The sequence below is a fragment of the Chryseolinea serpens genome (assembly GCF_900129725.1).
Classification (GTDB): domain Bacteria; phylum Bacteroidota; class Bacteroidia; order Cytophagales; family Cyclobacteriaceae; genus Chryseolinea; species Chryseolinea serpens.
In genome coordinates this window covers 403,453-420,113 of record NZ_FQWQ01000005.1, presented here as the reverse complement: position 1 = coordinate 420,113, position 16,661 = coordinate 403,453, and the positions used below count along the sequence as shown (strand labels likewise).

General features: G+C 48.8%; 20 protein-coding genes. 14 read left to right on the top strand and 6 right to left on the bottom strand.

Translation table 11 applies throughout. The annotated features are described in order from the left end of the window. Positions 1–14: 14 nt before the first annotated feature. The 6 genes from BUB30_RS29840 (at position 15) to BUB30_RS29820 (ending at position 3,923) form a co-directional block, all read left to right on the top strand. Complete coding sequence (locus tag BUB30_RS29840; protein WP_143165143.1) at positions 15–455, top strand: sll1863 family stress response protein; 441 nt, start codon at positions 15–17, stop codon at positions 453–455. 113 nt (positions 456–568) lie between these two features. Next, a complete protein-coding gene (locus BUB30_RS29835; protein WP_073141947.1) occupies positions 569–1,477 on the top strand; it encodes a sterol desaturase family protein in 909 nt (302 codons plus the stop codon). A 437-nt stretch (positions 1,478–1,914) separates the two neighbouring features. Further along, positions 1,915–2,079, top strand: coding sequence for a hypothetical protein (locus BUB30_RS35345; RefSeq protein ID WP_178377229.1), 165 nt, complete (start codon positions 1,915–1,917; stop codon positions 2,077–2,079). A gap of 129 nt (positions 2,080–2,208) precedes the next feature. Next, positions 2,209–2,406, top strand: a complete 198-nt coding sequence (locus BUB30_RS29830) for a hypothetical protein (protein ID WP_073141946.1) — start codon at positions 2,209–2,211, stop codon at positions 2,404–2,406. Positions 2,407–2,494: 88 nt separating this feature from the next. Next, positions 2,495–2,683: a hypothetical protein gene (locus BUB30_RS29825; protein ID WP_073141944.1), complete on the top strand. Its 189-nt coding sequence runs from the start codon at positions 2,495–2,497 to the stop codon at positions 2,681–2,683. A gap of 109 nt (positions 2,684–2,792) precedes the next feature. Further along, the gene (locus BUB30_RS29820) at positions 2,793–3,923 is read left to right on the top strand and encodes a sensor histidine kinase (protein ID WP_143165142.1); all 1,131 of its coding nucleotides are present in this window, start codon (positions 2,793–2,795) and stop codon (positions 3,921–3,923) included. On the opposite strand, the gene BUB30_RS29815 is transcribed toward BUB30_RS29820, so the two are convergent. Continuing rightward, complete coding sequence (locus BUB30_RS29815; RefSeq protein WP_143165141.1) at positions 3,880–4,122, bottom strand: hypothetical protein; 243 nt, start codon at positions 4,120–4,122, stop codon at positions 3,880–3,882. The two genes, BUB30_RS29820 and BUB30_RS29815, sit on opposite strands and share 44 nt — an antisense overlap. 142 nt (positions 4,123–4,264) lie before the next feature. Here BUB30_RS29815 and BUB30_RS29810 point away from each other — a divergent pair, with 142 nt between their 5' ends. Continuing rightward, positions 4,265–4,651, top strand: coding sequence for a response regulator (locus BUB30_RS29810; RefSeq protein WP_073141939.1), 387 nt, complete (start codon positions 4,265–4,267; stop codon positions 4,649–4,651). Positions 4,652–5,217: 566 nt separating this feature from the next. Continuing rightward, positions 5,218–6,618, top strand: a complete 1,401-nt coding sequence (locus BUB30_RS29805) for a hypothetical protein (RefSeq protein WP_073141938.1) — start codon at positions 5,218–5,220, stop codon at positions 6,616–6,618. 99 nt (positions 6,619–6,717) lie between these two features. Here BUB30_RS29805 and BUB30_RS29800 read toward each other — a convergent pair whose 3' ends face one another. The 3 genes from BUB30_RS29800 to BUB30_RS29790 all read right to left on the bottom strand — a co-directional run bounded on the left by BUB30_RS29800 (position 6,718) and on the right by BUB30_RS29790 (position 9,624). Beyond that, positions 6,718–7,698: an amidohydrolase family protein gene (locus BUB30_RS29800; protein ID WP_073142478.1), complete on the bottom strand. Its 981-nt coding sequence runs from the start codon at positions 7,696–7,698 to the stop codon at positions 6,718–6,720. A 131-nt stretch (positions 7,699–7,829) separates the two neighbouring features. Continuing rightward, on the bottom strand, positions 7,830–8,564 hold the full coding sequence (locus BUB30_RS29795; RefSeq protein ID WP_073141936.1) for a phosphodiester glycosidase family protein: 735 nt from the start codon (positions 8,562–8,564) through the stop codon (positions 7,830–7,832). 91 nt (positions 8,565–8,655) lie between these two features. Continuing rightward, the gene (locus BUB30_RS29790; protein ID WP_073141934.1) at positions 8,656–9,624 is read right to left on the bottom strand and encodes a GlxA family transcriptional regulator; all 969 of its coding nucleotides are present in this window, start codon (positions 9,622–9,624) and stop codon (positions 8,656–8,658) included. Positions 9,625–9,735: 111 nt separating this feature from the next. Here BUB30_RS29790 and BUB30_RS29785 point away from each other — a divergent pair, with 111 nt between their 5' ends. Next, complete coding sequence (locus tag BUB30_RS29785) at positions 9,736–10,065, top strand: MoaF-related domain-containing protein (protein WP_073141933.1); 330 nt, start codon at positions 9,736–9,738, stop codon at positions 10,063–10,065. Between the two features lie 2 nt (positions 10,066–10,067). On the opposite strand, the gene BUB30_RS29780 is transcribed toward BUB30_RS29785, so the two are convergent. Then, entirely contained in the window at positions 10,068–10,910 is an 843-nt protein-coding gene (locus tag BUB30_RS29780; protein ID WP_073141931.1) for a DoxX family protein, read from the bottom strand. A 127-nt stretch (positions 10,911–11,037) separates the two neighbouring features. On the opposite strand from BUB30_RS29780, the gene BUB30_RS29775 reads away from it, so the two are divergent. The 5 genes from BUB30_RS29775 to BUB30_RS29760 all read left to right on the top strand — a co-directional run bounded on the left by BUB30_RS29775 (position 11,038) and on the right by BUB30_RS29760 (position 15,995). Then, complete coding sequence (locus BUB30_RS29775) at positions 11,038–12,330, top strand: hypothetical protein (protein WP_084138470.1); 1,293 nt, start codon at positions 11,038–11,040, stop codon at positions 12,328–12,330. Between the two features lie 141 nt (positions 12,331–12,471). Then, positions 12,472–12,921: a DUF6934 family protein gene (locus tag BUB30_RS29770; RefSeq protein ID WP_073141929.1), complete on the top strand. Its 450-nt coding sequence runs from the start codon at positions 12,472–12,474 to the stop codon at positions 12,919–12,921. 94 nt (positions 12,922–13,015) lie between these two features. After that, positions 13,016–13,258, top strand: coding sequence for a hypothetical protein (locus tag BUB30_RS34960; protein WP_143165139.1), 243 nt, complete (start codon positions 13,016–13,018; stop codon positions 13,256–13,258). Beyond that, positions 13,255–13,416 carry a hypothetical protein gene (locus BUB30_RS35340; RefSeq protein ID WP_178377228.1) on the top strand — a complete coding sequence of 54 codons (162 nt, stop codon included), beginning with the start codon at positions 13,255–13,257 and terminating at the stop codon, positions 13,414–13,416. Before BUB30_RS34960 ends, BUB30_RS35340 begins: the two co-directional genes overlap by 4 nt. A 194-nt stretch (positions 13,417–13,610) precedes the next feature. After that, a complete protein-coding gene (locus tag BUB30_RS29760; protein WP_073141926.1) occupies positions 13,611–15,995 on the top strand; it encodes an ABC transporter permease in 2,385 nt (794 codons plus the stop codon). A gap of 19 nt (positions 15,996–16,014) precedes the next feature. On the opposite strand, the gene BUB30_RS29755 is transcribed toward BUB30_RS29760, so the two are convergent. Further along, a complete protein-coding gene (locus tag BUB30_RS29755) occupies positions 16,015–16,644 on the bottom strand; it encodes a MarR family winged helix-turn-helix transcriptional regulator (protein ID WP_073141924.1) in 630 nt (209 codons plus the stop codon). Positions 16,645–16,661: the final 17 nt, after the last annotated feature.

The following is a 16,661-nucleotide window of genomic DNA, read 5'->3' as shown; positions in this document are numbered from 1 at the left end:
TCCACAACAAAAAAATGAAAACAAAAATTTTAGCATTTACCCTGACCGGTGTCATGATAGCTGCCAGTTTAACAACGTTTGCGCAGGAAGATAAAAAAGCGAAAGAAGCCAGAAAAGATCTCACTGAAGCGAAGAAGGACCTGCGCGAAGCAAAAACGGATTCAGCAGCCGACTATCAAAAATTCAAAACGGCCGCCGAAACAAAGATCCGGGAGAATCAAATGGAAATCGCTTCGCTGAAAGCAAAAAAATCAACGGATACAAAGGAGGTAAAGGACCGCTACGACAAGCGGGTCATCGCCCTGGAGCAAAAGAACCACGATCTGAAGAAGAAGATCAATGGTGCCGGTACTGTCAAAACCAGCGCCTGGCCCAAGTTTAAACGTGAATTCAATCACGATATGAATGAATTGGGTCATGCCATAAAAGACATTGGTGTCGACAACGCGAAATAGGATAAGTAAAGAAAACTATTTTGAGAAAAAGGGCGGAGCATACTCCGCCCTTATTGCTATGAAGAAAATGAATGCGCCGGTTCATTCCGTCGAAAAATTGAAGAGTCGTAGACATGTCGCTGCTTTTTATTTTTGGTGCCGATAAAATTCCCTGGCACCGCATCGAATCTCTGAAGGACAGCGCTCCCGAAATCATTCTCTGGGCCGCACCCGCAATGTTCGTCTTCGTGTGCCTGGAAGTATTCATTTCCTACCGGCAGAACAAAAAATACTACAACAAAATAGAAACGCTGGGCTCGCTGGGCCTGGGCCTCGGCAACGTGGTGATCAGCACCTGGATCAAGATCCTGTTGTTCTACATGGCCGTCTGGATCTACAACCTGGTGCCCTGGCGGATGGAACTGAATTGGTGGACATTCATTCCCTGCTATATCCTGTTCGACTTCTGCAGCTATTGGACGCACAACATTTCGCACCGGCAGCGCTTCTGGTGGGCCACACACGTGGCGCATCATTCCGGGGAACACTACAACCTGAGTGTCTCCTTCCGGCTGAGCTGGATGCAATACCTGAAGATCATCTTCCTTTTGCCCATTCCTCTATTGGGATTCCATCCCATCATCTTCTTTGTCACCAACCAGGTGGCTATCCTGTTCCAGTTTTGGGTGCACACGGAATATATCCGAAAGCTTCCCCCCATCATTGAATACCTGTTTGCCACCCCTTCAAACCATCGCGTTCATCATGGCTCACAGGAAAAGTATATCAACAAGAACTATGGCGCCACATTCATTGTGTGGGATCGGCTGTTTGGTACCTATCAGAAGGAAGAAGAACAAGTGATCTACGGCATTACCGAAACTGTCGAGCACAAAGGCAACCCACTTCATCTGAATTTCCACGAATTTGTCGCTATCGTAAGAGATGTCCGACAGGCGCGGGGCTGGAAAGACAAACTATTCTACATCTTCGGAAATCCGTCGCGCATGGCGCAACGCCGGAAGGAGAAAAAACCAGTTTGAACCAATAGGAGACAAACGTACGAAGGTCGTTGCATTTCCTTGCTTGCCTGCTTGCTTGCTTGCCCGCCGAAGCTTTAGCGAAGGAGGGCCCGCCGAAGCTTCCGCGAAGGTGAGGCGGTTCAATGTATTTTTTCTCACCCACACTCACTCCACATCCATAACAAAACCGCGTTTCAACAACCCAAACAACCTATTTACGCTTTGCCCTACTTGTTGTCGAAGACAAGCCCATCCCACAATGTGTGATTAATGCAACTCTTTTACTTCTCTTTATAGTATTTCCCAGTATGCATTCGTCATCTTTACTGTTTGGTTTGAGTAATTAACCGGTTCCTCTGAGTTTTGGCGCTATGTCCCCTCCGAACGACTCCGTTACTTGCCATGTTAGTTTCACGCGCCTGATCACCTTACATCCTTCGAATTAACTAAAACAATATATGAAAGCAGAAAGCGTAACCAAGGGGATCATAAATTCCCTAAACAGAATAGTGGAGAGCCTGCGAAAACAATTCGCCTTTGAATTCAATGTCATACCGCATTTCACCCGCGTGACGGAGAAATTCGATGTGGTGCAGAACTACAAAATTCGCGACGGCTTCTAGTCGTATTTGAGGCAAACAGGTCCAATTAACCCACCTGTGAAAAATGCAAATCTATTGGTTTTCTTTGTAACGGGTGGGCGGACTTTTATAATGATCTTTGTCAACGAAAAGGAATAAATTGAATACGTCATGATAGCGAAAAAAAATATACCCGCTCCTGCCCTGGATTGGGCTGGAAAAAAAGCAAAGTTCAAACTAAAGTATCCCACCTTGACCGATGCGGATTTGAATTTTGAAGAAGACAAGAAGATGCGAATGCTCGATAAACTTCAAGTTAAATTGGGAAAGACCACGAAAGAACTTCAAGCCATTATAGGAACACTGTAATTGACTTGACAGAAAAGGCACCGTTAGCGATTGGTTAATGGTGCTTTTTTTATTTACTCCATACAAACTTCAAAATACGTTTCTGACAATGAGCTATAAAACCAACACCGATAACCTCTATCCGGAGGGCACCCTGATCACGGCGAAAGCAGATCCCGGGCTGAAGCTGAAAATCATGCGATACTATCAACGCATTTATTACTGCGCAGTGGTGGATGCCCCCGAGCGGAAACAATTTGCCTATTTCGAAAGGGAGCTGATTCCTCCTACCCTCTAGCCGGCAGCGCGGTCGCTGAAGGTCGCCAATCAATTGTGAAGACGTCCATGGGGACCTGTATTTGTACACGACTGAAAAACGTAAAAAAATCACCCAAAACCTCATCACCATGAAAACAAACCTGCCGGACAAGGCCTCCTTTACGCCTGACGAGCCTTGGTTCTCCAATGGTCTTGGACCGCTAACCTCTCCATATGAATGGACAAAGACCGGTGAAAAAAAAGAAAAAGGTTTTGGAGGTCCCGACCTGAAGCGCAGCGTGCCCGGTAGGTTCAGAAAACTCACACCGGCATCCAAGGCGTTCGAACATGTTGGCGATGAGCATCGCGTTCATCACAACGGATCCGCCTATCTCCAGGAAATACAAAAAATAAAGGAACTATCTGAGGAAGAGCTCCTCCGCACACGCCAGGAGCTGTCGAACGTATTGAACGAGTTGCGCGAGCGAAACGAGGCGTGGCTCGAATCCGAAAAAGAGCTGCAGCGCACGAAGGCTTTGTTGGAGCAATACAATTTTCTGTCGAATCATGATTTACAGGAACCGTTGCGCAAACTTCAGATGTTCGCCGATCTGCTGTCAGGTCCGCAAGCCCACCTAAATGATTATGCCCGCAGATATTCGGAAAAGATCAACGCCGCTGCGGCCCGGATGTCATTGTTGCTAAAAGATCTCTTGAGTTTCTCATCGGCCAGGAAGATAGACGTAGAAAGTTTTGTGGCAGTGGACTTGAATGCCCTGGTGAAGGAAGCAACCGGAGATTTGGAAGCGGCCACACAAGAAAAGAATGTCACCGTCCATTGTTCTCCGCTCCCTGTCATTCAAGGTGACCGCACGCAAATCAAACAAATTTTTCACAACCTTATCGGCAATGCCATCAAATTCAATCGCGGGAACGTCATCATTGAAATATCCGCCTCAAAAGCGACTGCCTATACATTCCCGAACTACGCGGAGTTGAAGCCCGGAACAGACTACGTTTGCATTCGCGTAACCGACAATGGCATTGGGTTCGATCAGAAATACGCGTCAAAAATATTCAACCTATTCCAATGCCTGCGGGAGAAGACAGATGCCAAGGGAAGCGGCACCGGGCTCTCCATGTGCAAGCAAATCATTGAAAGTCACGGTGGCTTCATCTACGCCGACGGAAAGAAAAACGTAGGAGCAATCTTCACACTATTCTTTCCCTGCAAACTCAAAGCTTTTCCGATCGCAAATCCTGTTCCCGGAAATTCTTAGCCCACCACGCCGCAAAATCGGATGCAGGGAACTCTTTGCTCAACCGAAAAGCAAGGTGCGTCACGGCTTCTTCTATCGTTGTACCCTGTAAAGGAGTTTTTCTTTCTTCATCGGCGATATAAAAATATCCACCTTCGCAAAATAGCGTCATCTTAATTTTAAGCTCGCTGTTGTAAATATGCTGGAGTACTTCTCCCACATAGCTCCGGTCTATAATTCGTTGAGACATATCCAATATCCGGTCAAAAATGTGTTACATTAATACTTTCTTATCCAATACTTGTTATCCCATTGCCTTCCGCCTTTGATCCTTCTTGATCCAGGATTAACCGCAACTCAAAATGATCAAAAGAATCTTATTCATCGATGACAACGCCGAAGACGGCAGGATCTTTCAACAAATCATCCAGGAATCGTTTTCTTCCATTGCGATCGATTTTGCCAGCAGCGGGTCCCAGGCGTTTGCCTTACTTTCAAAAACCAGAACAGACGTTATCTTTCTCGAACTGATCATTCCGGGCATGGATGGGATCGAATGCCTTACAAAACTGAAAATAAACCGGAACACGAAAAAAATCCCCGTGGTCCTGTACACCGCATCTAAAAACGAGATGGAGAAAAAGTTGGCCCTAAAACTTGGCGCCTTCGACATCATATCCAAAACAAGCAACCTCAGCATTCGAACCGATAAGATAAAGAAGATTTTATCCCTGTCGGATCATCATTAAAACAGGTCAGTTACCTTGATGTTTCGCAGCGTCACTCATGGACTATCCCCTATGAGCATGCAGACAAATGACTATTGCCAAACCGCACCCCAAAGAAAAGGACGTTGCTTCAGGCGTTGGAAAAGCGGTGGCGTTGAATCAAGGGATCCGGAAAACGGCCCAATGAAGATACCGCTAAAAACAAGATTAAACTATTTTAATCCGTACATTAACAATCCGTCGCCCTTCGCCCGAATCTCCCAGCTTTCGTTTTCGTTTGAGTGATTTTATCGGTGGCATGGGCAAGTCCAAAATCATATGAACCATTCCTTGGTTCGCGTGTACAGACAATGGGTTCATTGCCTTTGGACTTAGGATGGACGGCCCGAGGGTAACAATAAATCGCGTCCCGGGGCGTTTTGGTGGCGGACAAGGTATGTGGGAACTGCTACTTGTGGATGTGTGCGAATAGATTGAAGTTCCGTCTGACGAATCGCAAAGCTTTAGAGCATGAGGGGAGTTGTTACTGGAGGGAGTTCGGTTTGAACCGTATTTGATCAGTATTCTCTATAAAATCAAAATCCTCCATGATCCCTCGTCGCCGTTATGCGCTCTGCCTGTTGTTGATGGTCATCACGCCTGCTTACAGCCAGGTAAAAAAGAAAATCCGCTCCTACGAAAAGATCCTCCAATTCTCGCTCTTCCCCGGCATCAGCACCAACGGCATTGAGAGCGGATCCTATTACAATAAGTTCTCATTCAATCTTTTCGGCGGCTTGTCGGCCGGCAACAGGATCCTGGAACTGGGGTCGCTTGTGAATGTGAACTTAAAGGAATCGACCGGGATCCAGATCGCGGGGCTAGCAAACATCGTGGGCGCCAATGCGTACGTGAATCTTTCGCAGTCGGAAGAACGGGCACTGATCAACGCGGAAGACTTCCAGGCCAACACGAAGGGAATCCAATTCGCCGGTTTATTGAATTTTGTACGCAACAACACGCAGGGCATTCAATTTGCCGGGATGCTGAACGTGGTGGGTGGTGATATAAAGGGGTTTCAATTCGCAGGCATCGGCAACAGCGCGGGCAACAACACGGGTGGCACGTCTTCGGGAATCCAGATCGCGGGGTTTTATAACATTGCCAAAGAAGGTATGGGCGGTTTTCAAATCAGCAGTCTCTTCAACTACACCGACGGCAACTTTGCCGGCTTTCAACTGGGCGCCATCAACAAAGCCCGGACTATGATGGGAAAGAAATCGACACCACCCACACGCGCGCGGAGCCTGCAGATCGGGCTTGTCAATTTCAGCAAGGCCATGGACGGCTGGCAGATCGGCCTTGTCAACTTTGGTGGCGACATGCGGGGGAAGCAGATCGCACTCATCAATTTTTTTCACAACTATCCTCTAAAAGAATACAGCCGCATGGGTACACCGATTGGGTTGCTGAACTTTGGTTCGTCTGGTTCGTATCTCAGCGTGTCCTACAACGAGCTCTTCTCAGCCAATGTCGAGTACACTACCGGCAACTGCCTGAACTGCACCTGGACGCAGAGCACCATGCCTTTTGCCGGCCGCAATCAAATCTACAATCAAAATGCATTGATCGCCGGCTACGATGCGGCACGGAAAACGTGGGGCTTCGGGTATGGATTTCAGAAAGTACTGTATAATAAAAACAGCATGTTGCCCACGGATACGAACAACAAGAAGCGAGTGATTCACTACGGATTGAAATTCCTACACCTCAACCGCGACCTGTCATTCGACAAAGCTTTCAATGTTTTGACCCGACTCAATTTTGACTATGGGAAACGCTGGCGTTGGTTGTATGTGTTCGCCGGCGTATCGGTGAACTATTTCTTGCACGACGTCGAAGACTCGGAGGATACCTACAAGATCGGAAGCAAAAAATTCGACGCGGGAAACTTGTTCGGTCACAAGGCCGAAGTTTGGCCAGGATATTCGTTTGGCTTGCAGTTTTGATCTAACAGCTTTTTCACGACACTGGCAAAAGTGAATAGCGATTCCAACGGAACACAAGTCAGAAAACTTGTTGCGTTCCGTCGGAACAACTACCGCACATTATTTGAACTTACTCTCATCCAATCTAAAAAACCGTACCGCATTATTAAAAAGAATATCCCGCTTCTGCTCAAACGACAAATAATTAGCATTCTCGATCATTCCAATCGAAACCTCCGTCAACTTTGGCCACACCAGCAAGTCCGTTCCATACAGAATGCGTTTGCCAAACCCTGCCTGTACCAGCCTGCGGATGTAGTCGTGAATTTCTTCCTGGGGATAGCTCCAGATAAAACCGGCAAGATCCACATACACATAGGCATTGGCGCCCATGAGCGCGATCATTTCATCGATCATGGGATAGCCCGCATGCATCACCCACACCTTCAGTTTAGGATGGCGTGCCAGCATGTCCTCCAGCAAAAAGGGATTTCCCAGCGACGCCCTGTATTTGGGTGATGTGAGATTAGCCATGCCGTTGCCACCGGTTCCCATGTGAATGCCCACAGGAATATTCAATTGTTCTGCCGCCGCAAAATATTCATCCAACGACATATCGCTGGGCGAGATCCCCTGGTATTGCGGGGCCACCTCTCCCATCACTTCATAAAATCCTGACGACAGCGAGTCCTTAAAAGCTTTCGGCGTCATGTCCTTGGGAGAGCTGATGCCGATGCCGGGAATCACCCGGCCCGGTGCGGCCTTTTGCCATTTGCGCAGGATCGCGGGGTCGCCATAGGCCACGATGGTCATGTTGAGTCGCTTCATGGTGGCGATGACGGCGTCTTGCATTTCCTGGTCGGTCTTCGCTGCCTTGAGTGGCTCCGCACAATCGGTGTTGATGAACGCCGGCGGCGGTTGACCGGGATCGCCTCCCGGCATATTCTTCAGAAACCAAGGGCACATGTCACCACCAAACGCCGGGTTCACTTTCATGGCGTGAACGTGGACGTCGATGATGGGAAGGTGCTTCGGGGCATCCTGAGCAAGTACACAAGACAGCGTCAGGAGCAAAAAGGAGAGTGTTAGAAACAAGCGCATCGTGAATGAGAGTTTTTGGTGGTGTCTATTGGGCCCGGAGATGTGTTTTCGGGTCATTGTGTCCAATATACACAATTATGAGATGCCATCAACCTCAGATTTTTTTGACGGGGAAAATTATACTTAGAGCGTCATTCCGACATCGTGGCGCCAATGATCACGCCGAAATTGCCATCGGTTTGAATCCATTTTTCTTCCGGGAGATAGGTGCGGGAAACAAAGCCGTCCAGGTACAGCGCGTTTTGACAACCCGCCTGTTTGAAGAAGTCGGCGAAGTCGTAGAAATTGATGGGCTCTTTCGACATGGCAAACAGAAGTTTATGATCGGGAAGCACACCAACGCCATTGCGGATGTTGAGATTGGATGAGCCTTTTTTGAACGCGGGGTGAACCGCTCCGTCGACCAACAACATCGGCCCTGACTGTGTGGCAAACGCAATCTGGCCATTGTTCACAAAATCCGTCGTCTGGCAAACGACTGCATTTTTATCGACCGTAATATAGAGTACGCCATTGGGCTTTAAATAAAAGTTGCCACTGCCCGATGCGGTGTCCAGTGGCGTCACCGTGGTTTGCTGCTGAATGAAAAGTCCCTGGGGTGAGTTGTCGGCCTTGAACATGCCGCCGTTCATGGCAAAGATGAGCGTATGGTGTTTTTTATCGAGGTGATCTTTCAGGCGTTGGATGCTTTTGAAGATCGCGCCCTTGTCGTCTTTCCAATAAAACTGGATGTCCTGCACTTTCGGGTCGATCATACAACTCACGATTTTATCCGTCGACGTATCGCGATAAATAACGGCTCCGGTTCCCGTGACCAGCGACACAACTAATACACACCACAATCCAGCTTTCTTATACTTATTCATGTTTGCAACGGTCAGCGTGCTGACACAGGACGAGTTTAAGTAAAATGACTCACAACACCAAGTTGTCAGCGTATCCTAGGGACCGGCAGGTTTATTTTTTATTGTATTTGCTTTTATATTCCAAAGGCGACAGCCCGGTTGTCTTTTTAAACACAGCGCGAAATGCCTTCACGTCCGTGTAGCCGACTTCATACATGACTTCGTTCACATGCTTTCGGGTGACCTCAAAGCTTTTCTTGGCGGCCTCCATTTTCACACGTTGCCAGTAGGCGTGCGGTGTTAAGGAAGTAGCTTTTTTAAATCGCCTGTCAAAATTTCTCCGGTCGATGGAAACCATCGTGGCGATTTTATCGACAACCATCTTCTCGCCGACGTGGTTTTCCATGAGCGCCTGCGCTTTCTTTATTTCATGATCCTGATGTTTTCGCTGCCCGGTGAAAATCATGTAGGGTGACTGCGCATTCCGGTCAAAATCGATCGCGAAAGATTTCGCCACGTGGATGGCCGTCTCGCGGTTGTGATACTTCTCAATAAGATAGAGCAGGAGATTCATAGACGAAAGCGCACCGCCGCTGGTGTATAGCCCGCTTTCGTCCGTGATGATCTGGTCTTCCACCAGGTGCACCTTCGGAAACATATTCCGGAATTCATTCACCATTTCCCAGTGCGTGGAACATTGCTTTCCGGCCAGGAGTCCCGTCGACGCCAGCAGAAAAGCGCCGGTGCAAAGACTCGCCACTTCCGCCCCCCGGTGGTATTGCGTCATTACCCAATCCAAAATGGATTTGTTTTCCTTCAAGGCCAGGCTGGTCAATCCATTCACGGCCGGAATAATAATGAGATCGGTCGACAACAATTCCTTTGTAGTGATCTCGGGCCGGACCGAAAAACACCCTACTTGCGTGACAGACTTCCTTACACCAACCAACTGAACGTTGAACGGAGGCTTGCTCCCTTTCTTTGAAGCGATGGCATTCGTTTTCTGGAATACTTCATAGGTCAGTGTCACACTGCTGACGGTGGCGGCAGCTTCCGGGATCAGTATCGATACGTGGCGCATGGCTTTTTCTTATAAAGATAAGAAACACCATTGTCCTGATCAGCCCCTCAAAGTGTCGAAATTACACCCCTTGAAAGCGTTGTTAAAGACCTATTTTGCAGTGTAACCCCCATGACCACGAAGAAAGAAATGAAGATTATCGGAAATCAATTCCTGGTCGACTTTGGAATGGCAAAAGCGCTACTGGATATTCAGAGCAGCAACATGCTCACCTTCACTATCCTGGAACGGGATGGCGAACCGGTCAACGTATCGGAAGCTGTGCAGATCGAGATAACCGCTTTAAGGCCACTGCTGTCTATGGTGACGTGGGTGGAAAGCGACGGCAAAACCGTTTCTCAAATTCACGACTACGAAAACGGGATCATCCACTCGAACTGGACTTTACCCAGTGGTGAGTTTATTCACAAGACCGGCACGTTGAAGCCCGTCCATACCTGAGGTTATGGCAACGCAGACTCGGGCTCACGCTTCACGCTGCGAAAACGATTGGCGCGGCTTGGAGCCGTGGTGAGCGCAATCATCAATGCCGTTCCACTAAACCCCAACGCATCGGCTGAACTGACCACCAGGTTTCCATGATCAACCACCGGATCGGCGATGGCGCTCGGGATGTGCACCGAAATAAACCAGAGAAAGATCATGAGGCTCAGCAACAGCGAAACCAGTTTTAGCTTGATCTTTAGAACGATGGCCACACCCGAACCGATGAGCGCGACGCCGGTGGCGTAGGTCCAGAAGTAATGCCCGGGGATCCAGCCGGGCACCATCGTCGAAATTGGGTCGACATAAATAAAATGACAAAAGCCGAACTGGATCATGGTAGTGGAAAACAAAATCCGGCCAAAGGGGATCAACTTTTCCGGAAGGGCCAGGAATCTTGAAGTCTCTTGTCCCTGCACTTCATGAGGAAATGATCCCGCCACCACGAACGCTCCACCGCAGAACGCCAGTGTTTTGCCTACATTGCCCCACACCCCGAGGTGTCGGATCGCGTGTGGCTGTATGAACAGAATATAGGGCAGAAACCAGAAAAGAATTACGGCCAGGAACATGCAACCCAAAACCAACGCCACCAGCCTGGCCTTTTTTGAGAACACAATGGCAAGACCCGCCGCGATGAAGATCACGCCGGTGATGTAGGCTTCGATTTCAGGGCTGGTCCGCCACGAAGGCCAGCGTGGCAGGATGGCCGGTCTGAAATCTGCAAAGATGAGTTGATTGATGCCGATGGTCGTCATTAAAATGCCATAGCAGGTTCGTCCGATTTTGATCAGTGCTTCCATAATTAAAAAGATTTGCTGCGAAGTTGGGCTGTCGTTGGGAAATCAGGCTATTTCCCGGTTGTACATGTTGGTACAAATCCGTACAAGGCCAGGCGCATGGAAAATCACCCGGCAGACCTTATTTTTAATGAGGATTTTTGCGCTGCTTATGATCACCGAGGAAGAATTGATTTCAGAAACGAAAAGCCAGATTGAAAAAAAGCTGGGTTGGGGCGACAGCCAGGACTGGACAAACCAGGACTTCCTGGCGCTGAGCAAAAAGATCCAGGACGAACTGCAAATCGCGGTGAGTCATGTCACGCTGAAACGGATCTGGGGAAAAGTGAAGTATACGAGCCTGCCCAATACGTTTACGCTCAACACGCTGGTGCAGTTTATCGGCTATGAGAACTGGAGGGATTTCAAAGTAAAAAACGGAGGCGTCGCTGTCGTGGGGGGAGTCGACTCACCCACGCCCGACAAAGTTGCCCGCCCCAAAGGCAAAAAGCCGATGCGCCCGCTGGTGACGCTGGCGATTGGACTGGCGCTGGGCTATTTCATTTGGTTTGGTATGGGATCGAAAAAGGAAATCGATGCGAACGACTATTCCTTTCATGTAAAGAAGACCGTCGAGAAAGGCGTACCCAATTCCGTCATCTTCGATTACGACGCCACCAAGGCTCCGGTCGATTCGGTCATTCTCCAACAATCGTGGGACGTAAAGCGAAGAACGAAAGTATCGAAAGACGCACATCAGCGCACGCTGATCTATTATTTGCCCGGCTACTTCGAGGCCAAGCTGGTGGTGGACGAGAAGATCGTAAAAGAACAAGGTATTTTGATCCCTAGCGACGGATGGCTTGCGGCGATCGACGCTTCGCCTATGCCGGTGTATTTTAAGAAAGAAGATGTGATGGTCCATGGGCAGATGGCGCTGTCTGTCGAAAAGCTCAAAGGTCAGAACATACACCTCGCTCCACAGCCACCGTTGGTGGGCTATTTGAATGTGCAGGATTTTGGAGCAATCTATTCTGACGATTTTGTTTTTGAAGCTTCCTTGAAAAATGACTACAAAGAAGGCGCGGCGATATGCCAAAAGACAAACATTTATTTACTCTGCGAGGGCATGGCCGTTGGCATCCCGTTGTGCACGAAGGGCTGTGTCTCGGATATGTCCTTGTTCTTTACCGGCTTCGACGCACCGGGAAAACAGGTAGACCTGTCGGCCTTCGGTGTTGACTTTGACGATTTTGTTCGTGTGCGGATTGAATCCACCCAGGGAAAAGCTAAAATATTTCTCCATGATACATTAGCGTATAAAATAGATCGCGACATCGTGAGATCGAAGATCATTGGGATCGGTTTTGTGTTCCAGGGGACGGGGAGTGTTGATTATGTAAAATTAGAGAACGGAAAAGTAAAATTTGAGGATGGATTTTGAGCCAATGAGGCTAGCCTTAAAAACGTATAGGCATAGAGTTGATATTTAATTCTTTTTGCGTATATTAATAACGTTGTTTATCAAATCTCCATTTAATAAAGTTGTCGGCCAGTGATAAGTAATCCATATCCATTGACACGCTTGGGGTATATTCCTGATACTGATGAGAGATACTATTCTTTCATTAGCCGCGGGAAAAAGAATATCACAAAAGTCATTGCATTTACGCCCATCGAAAAGGATGGAAATAAATACTATAACTGGGGATTTGGGGACCTCGTGAAGCATGAAACCACCGGGTTCGACATCGATGACAAAACCGATAGTAACAACGGGGATGTTAAGCGCGTTTTCTACACAGTTGCATCAGCACTGTCAGCTTTTTATGAAATCAATCCCGGAGCAACCGTACATATTAAAGGCAGTAATCAGCAAAGGACGAATATTTATGGAAAAATTATCGCCAGGCATTGGACAGAAATCGAACCCATTTATGTTGTGAGGGGCTTTGTAAATGGCCAAATTGAGCCGTTTCAGGAAGCGGTAGAATTTGATCACCTGTTAATTCTAAAAAAAAACGTAAATTTATGATCTCAAAACCGCCGGAAATGACCACACTTTCAAAAAAAAATAAGAAAGAGTTGGAGGCAAAAATGCTACAACAGTTGGACGACTTCATTGAGCAATGGAAGGCTGGCAAAATCGAGCCTTTCAAGGAACAAACCGAACGCGCCCGAGAGGATTTAAGGAAGGCTGGGCTCATCAAGTGACCATACTTTCAAAAAAAAGTAAAAAGGAATTGGAGGCTGAAACGCTGCAGCAGCTTGACCATTTTATTGAACAATGGAAGGCTGGTAAAGTTGAGCTCTTCAAGGAAAAACTCGATCGCGCCAGAGAGGCCCTAAAAAAAGCGGGGCTCATCAAATGACAACACTTTCTAAAAAAGATAAAGAGCAGTTGGACCCAGAAACGCGTCAGCGATTGGAAAAATTTATTAGCCAATTGAAGGCTGGCGAAATCGAGCCCTTTAAGGAACAAACCGAGCGCGCCCGAGAGAATCTAAGAAAAGCAGGTCTTATCAAATAGTCATCTATTCTTTTTAGAAAAACAGAACGAGAAGAGGCTTTACAGTCTCTTTTTTGTTTGAACCTACCGACCACCACCGAACACATTCATCCGGACGTGAACATCCCAGATTCCGGCAACCAGCACAAAGGCCGACGAGGCCTGTTTTTTGATGGCACAATTGTAGATTAGGTTGTTCGTCAAAAACCTGAAGCATGCTCCTAAACTATCTGAAAATCGCCCTCCGCAACCTCCTGCGGAACAGCAGCTATTCCATTATCAACATCGGCGGACTGGGGGTGGGCATGGCCGTGGCGATGCTGATCGGGCTCTGGGTCTTTGATGAGATTTCCTACAATTCGTATCTCCCCGAATACCAACGTGTGGCACAGGTGTACCAGCACCAAACCATTAACGCCCGGATCGTTACACAAGACGCCGTTCCTTATCCCCTGGGAGGCGAACTGCAAAAGGTGTATGGTAGCGACTTCAAATACATCGTCATGAGTTCCTGGACGAACAGCCATATTCTGAGTCGCGGCGACACCAGTATCACGAAGATGGGCAACTTTATGGACGTGGATGCCGGCAAGCTGCTGGCGTTAAAAATGATTGCCGGCACCCGCGACGGTCTGCGCGATCCCAACTCGATCCTGCTCTCGCAGTCGGTGGCGCACGCCCTCTTCGGCGACAAAGACCCCATCAATGCCTTGCTCAAGCTCGACACCAACCTCGACGTAAAAGTTACCGGCGTGTATGAAGACATACCGCCTTCCAATTTCGACGAGCTAACCTTTATCGTCCCGTGGGAGTTATATACCGTCTCCCAGCCCTGGGTGAAAAACGTCGCCCAAAGCTGGGGCACCAATTCCTTCCAGTGTTTCGTGCAGATGGCCGATCACGCCGAAATGACCAGCCTAAGCCGGAAGATCATCCACACCAAATACAACCGCGTGGATCCGGACGACAGGAAATTCAACGCCGAGATCTTTCTTCACCCGATGAGCGACTGGCACCTGCATTCTCAATGGGAAAACGGCGTGCCGTCGGGCGGGTTGATCGAATATGTGTGGCTGTTTGGCATTACCGGCGCATTTGTGTTGCTGCTGGCCTGTATCAATTTCATGAACCTGAGCACGGCCCGTTCGGAACAACGCGCCAAGGAAGTGGGCATTCGCAAATCCATCGGTTCGCTGCGAAAACAGTTGATCACGCAATTCATGAGCGAATCGCTCCTGGTCGTTTGCCTGGCGTTTATGGTCACCATCATCCTGGTCTCGCTGAGTCTGCCCACCTTCAACACCTTGTCAGGAAAGCAGATGACCTTGCCGTTTGACCGGATCGGTTTCTGGGTGATCAGCGTCAGCTTCATGATCATCACGGGGGTGCTGGCGGGAAGTTATCCCGCTTTATACCTGTCGTCGTTTCAACCCGTAAAAGTTTTGAAGGGTGTGCTGAAGGCCGGACGCTATGCTGCGTTGCCGCGGCGCATATTGGTGGTCGTTCAATTTACCGTTTCCGTTACTCTGATCATCGGCACACTTGTGGTATACCGGCAAATACAGTTCACGAAAGACCGGCCCGTAGGCTACGATCGCAACGGCATAGTTATGCTTCAGCAAAAATCACCGCAGTTTCAGGGCAAGTTCGATGTACTTCGAAATGAGTTGAAGCGCACCGGGGCCGCACAGGAAGTTGCCGAATCATCCAGCCCGCTCACGGGGGTATGGTCTAACAACGGCGGGTTCGATTGGGAAGGAAAGGACCCCGCGCTGCAAGCCGACTTCGCCACGGTCTGGATCACCAGCGAGTATGGCAAGACCGTAGATTGGAAAGTCGTTGACGGTCGCGATTTTTCGTCCGACATGGTTTCGGACACCACCGCCATCATCATCAACCAAGCGGCTATCAAATTCATGGGCATCGAAGATCCTGTTGGAAAAACCGTGGATTGGGGCGAGGGATACCGGTATAAGATCATCGGCGTAGTGAGCGACCTGCTCATGGGGTCGCCCTTCCACGAAGTAAAGCAGACGATCTACTTCAAGGCGAAAGAAAACAACAGCTGGATGATCCTGAAATTGAATCCCGCGCTCAGCACGCACGAAGCGTTGTCCCGCGCCGAACAGGTCTTTAAACAATACCTTCCCGGCGTTCCGTTCGACTACATGTTCGCCGATGTAGAGCACGCTCAGAAATTTGCTTCTGAAGAACGCATCGGAACATTGTCTGGAATCTTTGCGGGCTTGGCAGTCTTTATCAGCTGTCTGGGATTGTTAGGTCTTGCCTCATTCGTTGCCGAGCAGCGCACAAAGGAGATCGGCATCCGCAAAGTGCTGGGCGCCTCGGTAGCCAGCCTGTGGCAAATGCTATCGAAAGACTTTGTGATCCTGGTGCTCGCCGCCTGCGTGATTGCCATCCCGCTCTCCTACTACTTCACGCAGGACTGGCTGAAAAATTATCCGTATCACACGACGATCTCGTGGTGGCTCTTCGCGGCGACGATCGCCGGTGCGGTCGTGCTGACGTTGATGATGGTAAGTTTCCAAGCCATCAAAGCGGCGTTGTCGAACCCGGTGAGGTCGCTGCGATCGGAATGACCGGTCCTCCATCCGTGCATTAGCGCTTCAGCTCCCGGGTGAATTTCTTCACGGATTCTTCTATGGAATCCAGGGCCTTTCCCTTTTTGTTTTTTATGGCGGCAGAATGTTCATCGGTCAGCTTTGTCAATGCCGTCTCCATTTTTATCTTGACTTCCGTGTCCATGGCCCGGAACACTTCGGCAGCAATCTCATCGAACAGACCTCCGAGTTGGTGGTGCCGATGCTTTCCCTTTGGCGTGAGTTTGATCAGGCGGGCCCTTTTATCATCCGGATCCACCCGCTCTGCGATGAGACCTGCTTTTAGCATCCGATTGATGATGTCGATGCCCGTGGTAGGTTCACCCAGGAGACGAAAACTGACGATATCATTTTTGCGTATTTCGCCGGTCGCAGCAATGGCGTCTAAAAAATAATACCATTCCAGTTCCATATCCGAAATCTGTCGCAACGCTATTTTGAAATAAGCCTTCACCAGGCTGTTCGCCTTGCCGAGCTGTTTTGCCAGATTCAGATCGTTGCCTTTTTCCGCCGGGGCGCTTCTTCTCTTCTTCGACAAAAAGGCCTGGCAAAAATCTTTCACGCTGACCTTGTCGGCATGCTGGGCGTATTCCTGCCACGCAGAAATCAATTGAATGACGGGGTCCATGGTGTAAAAATAATGAA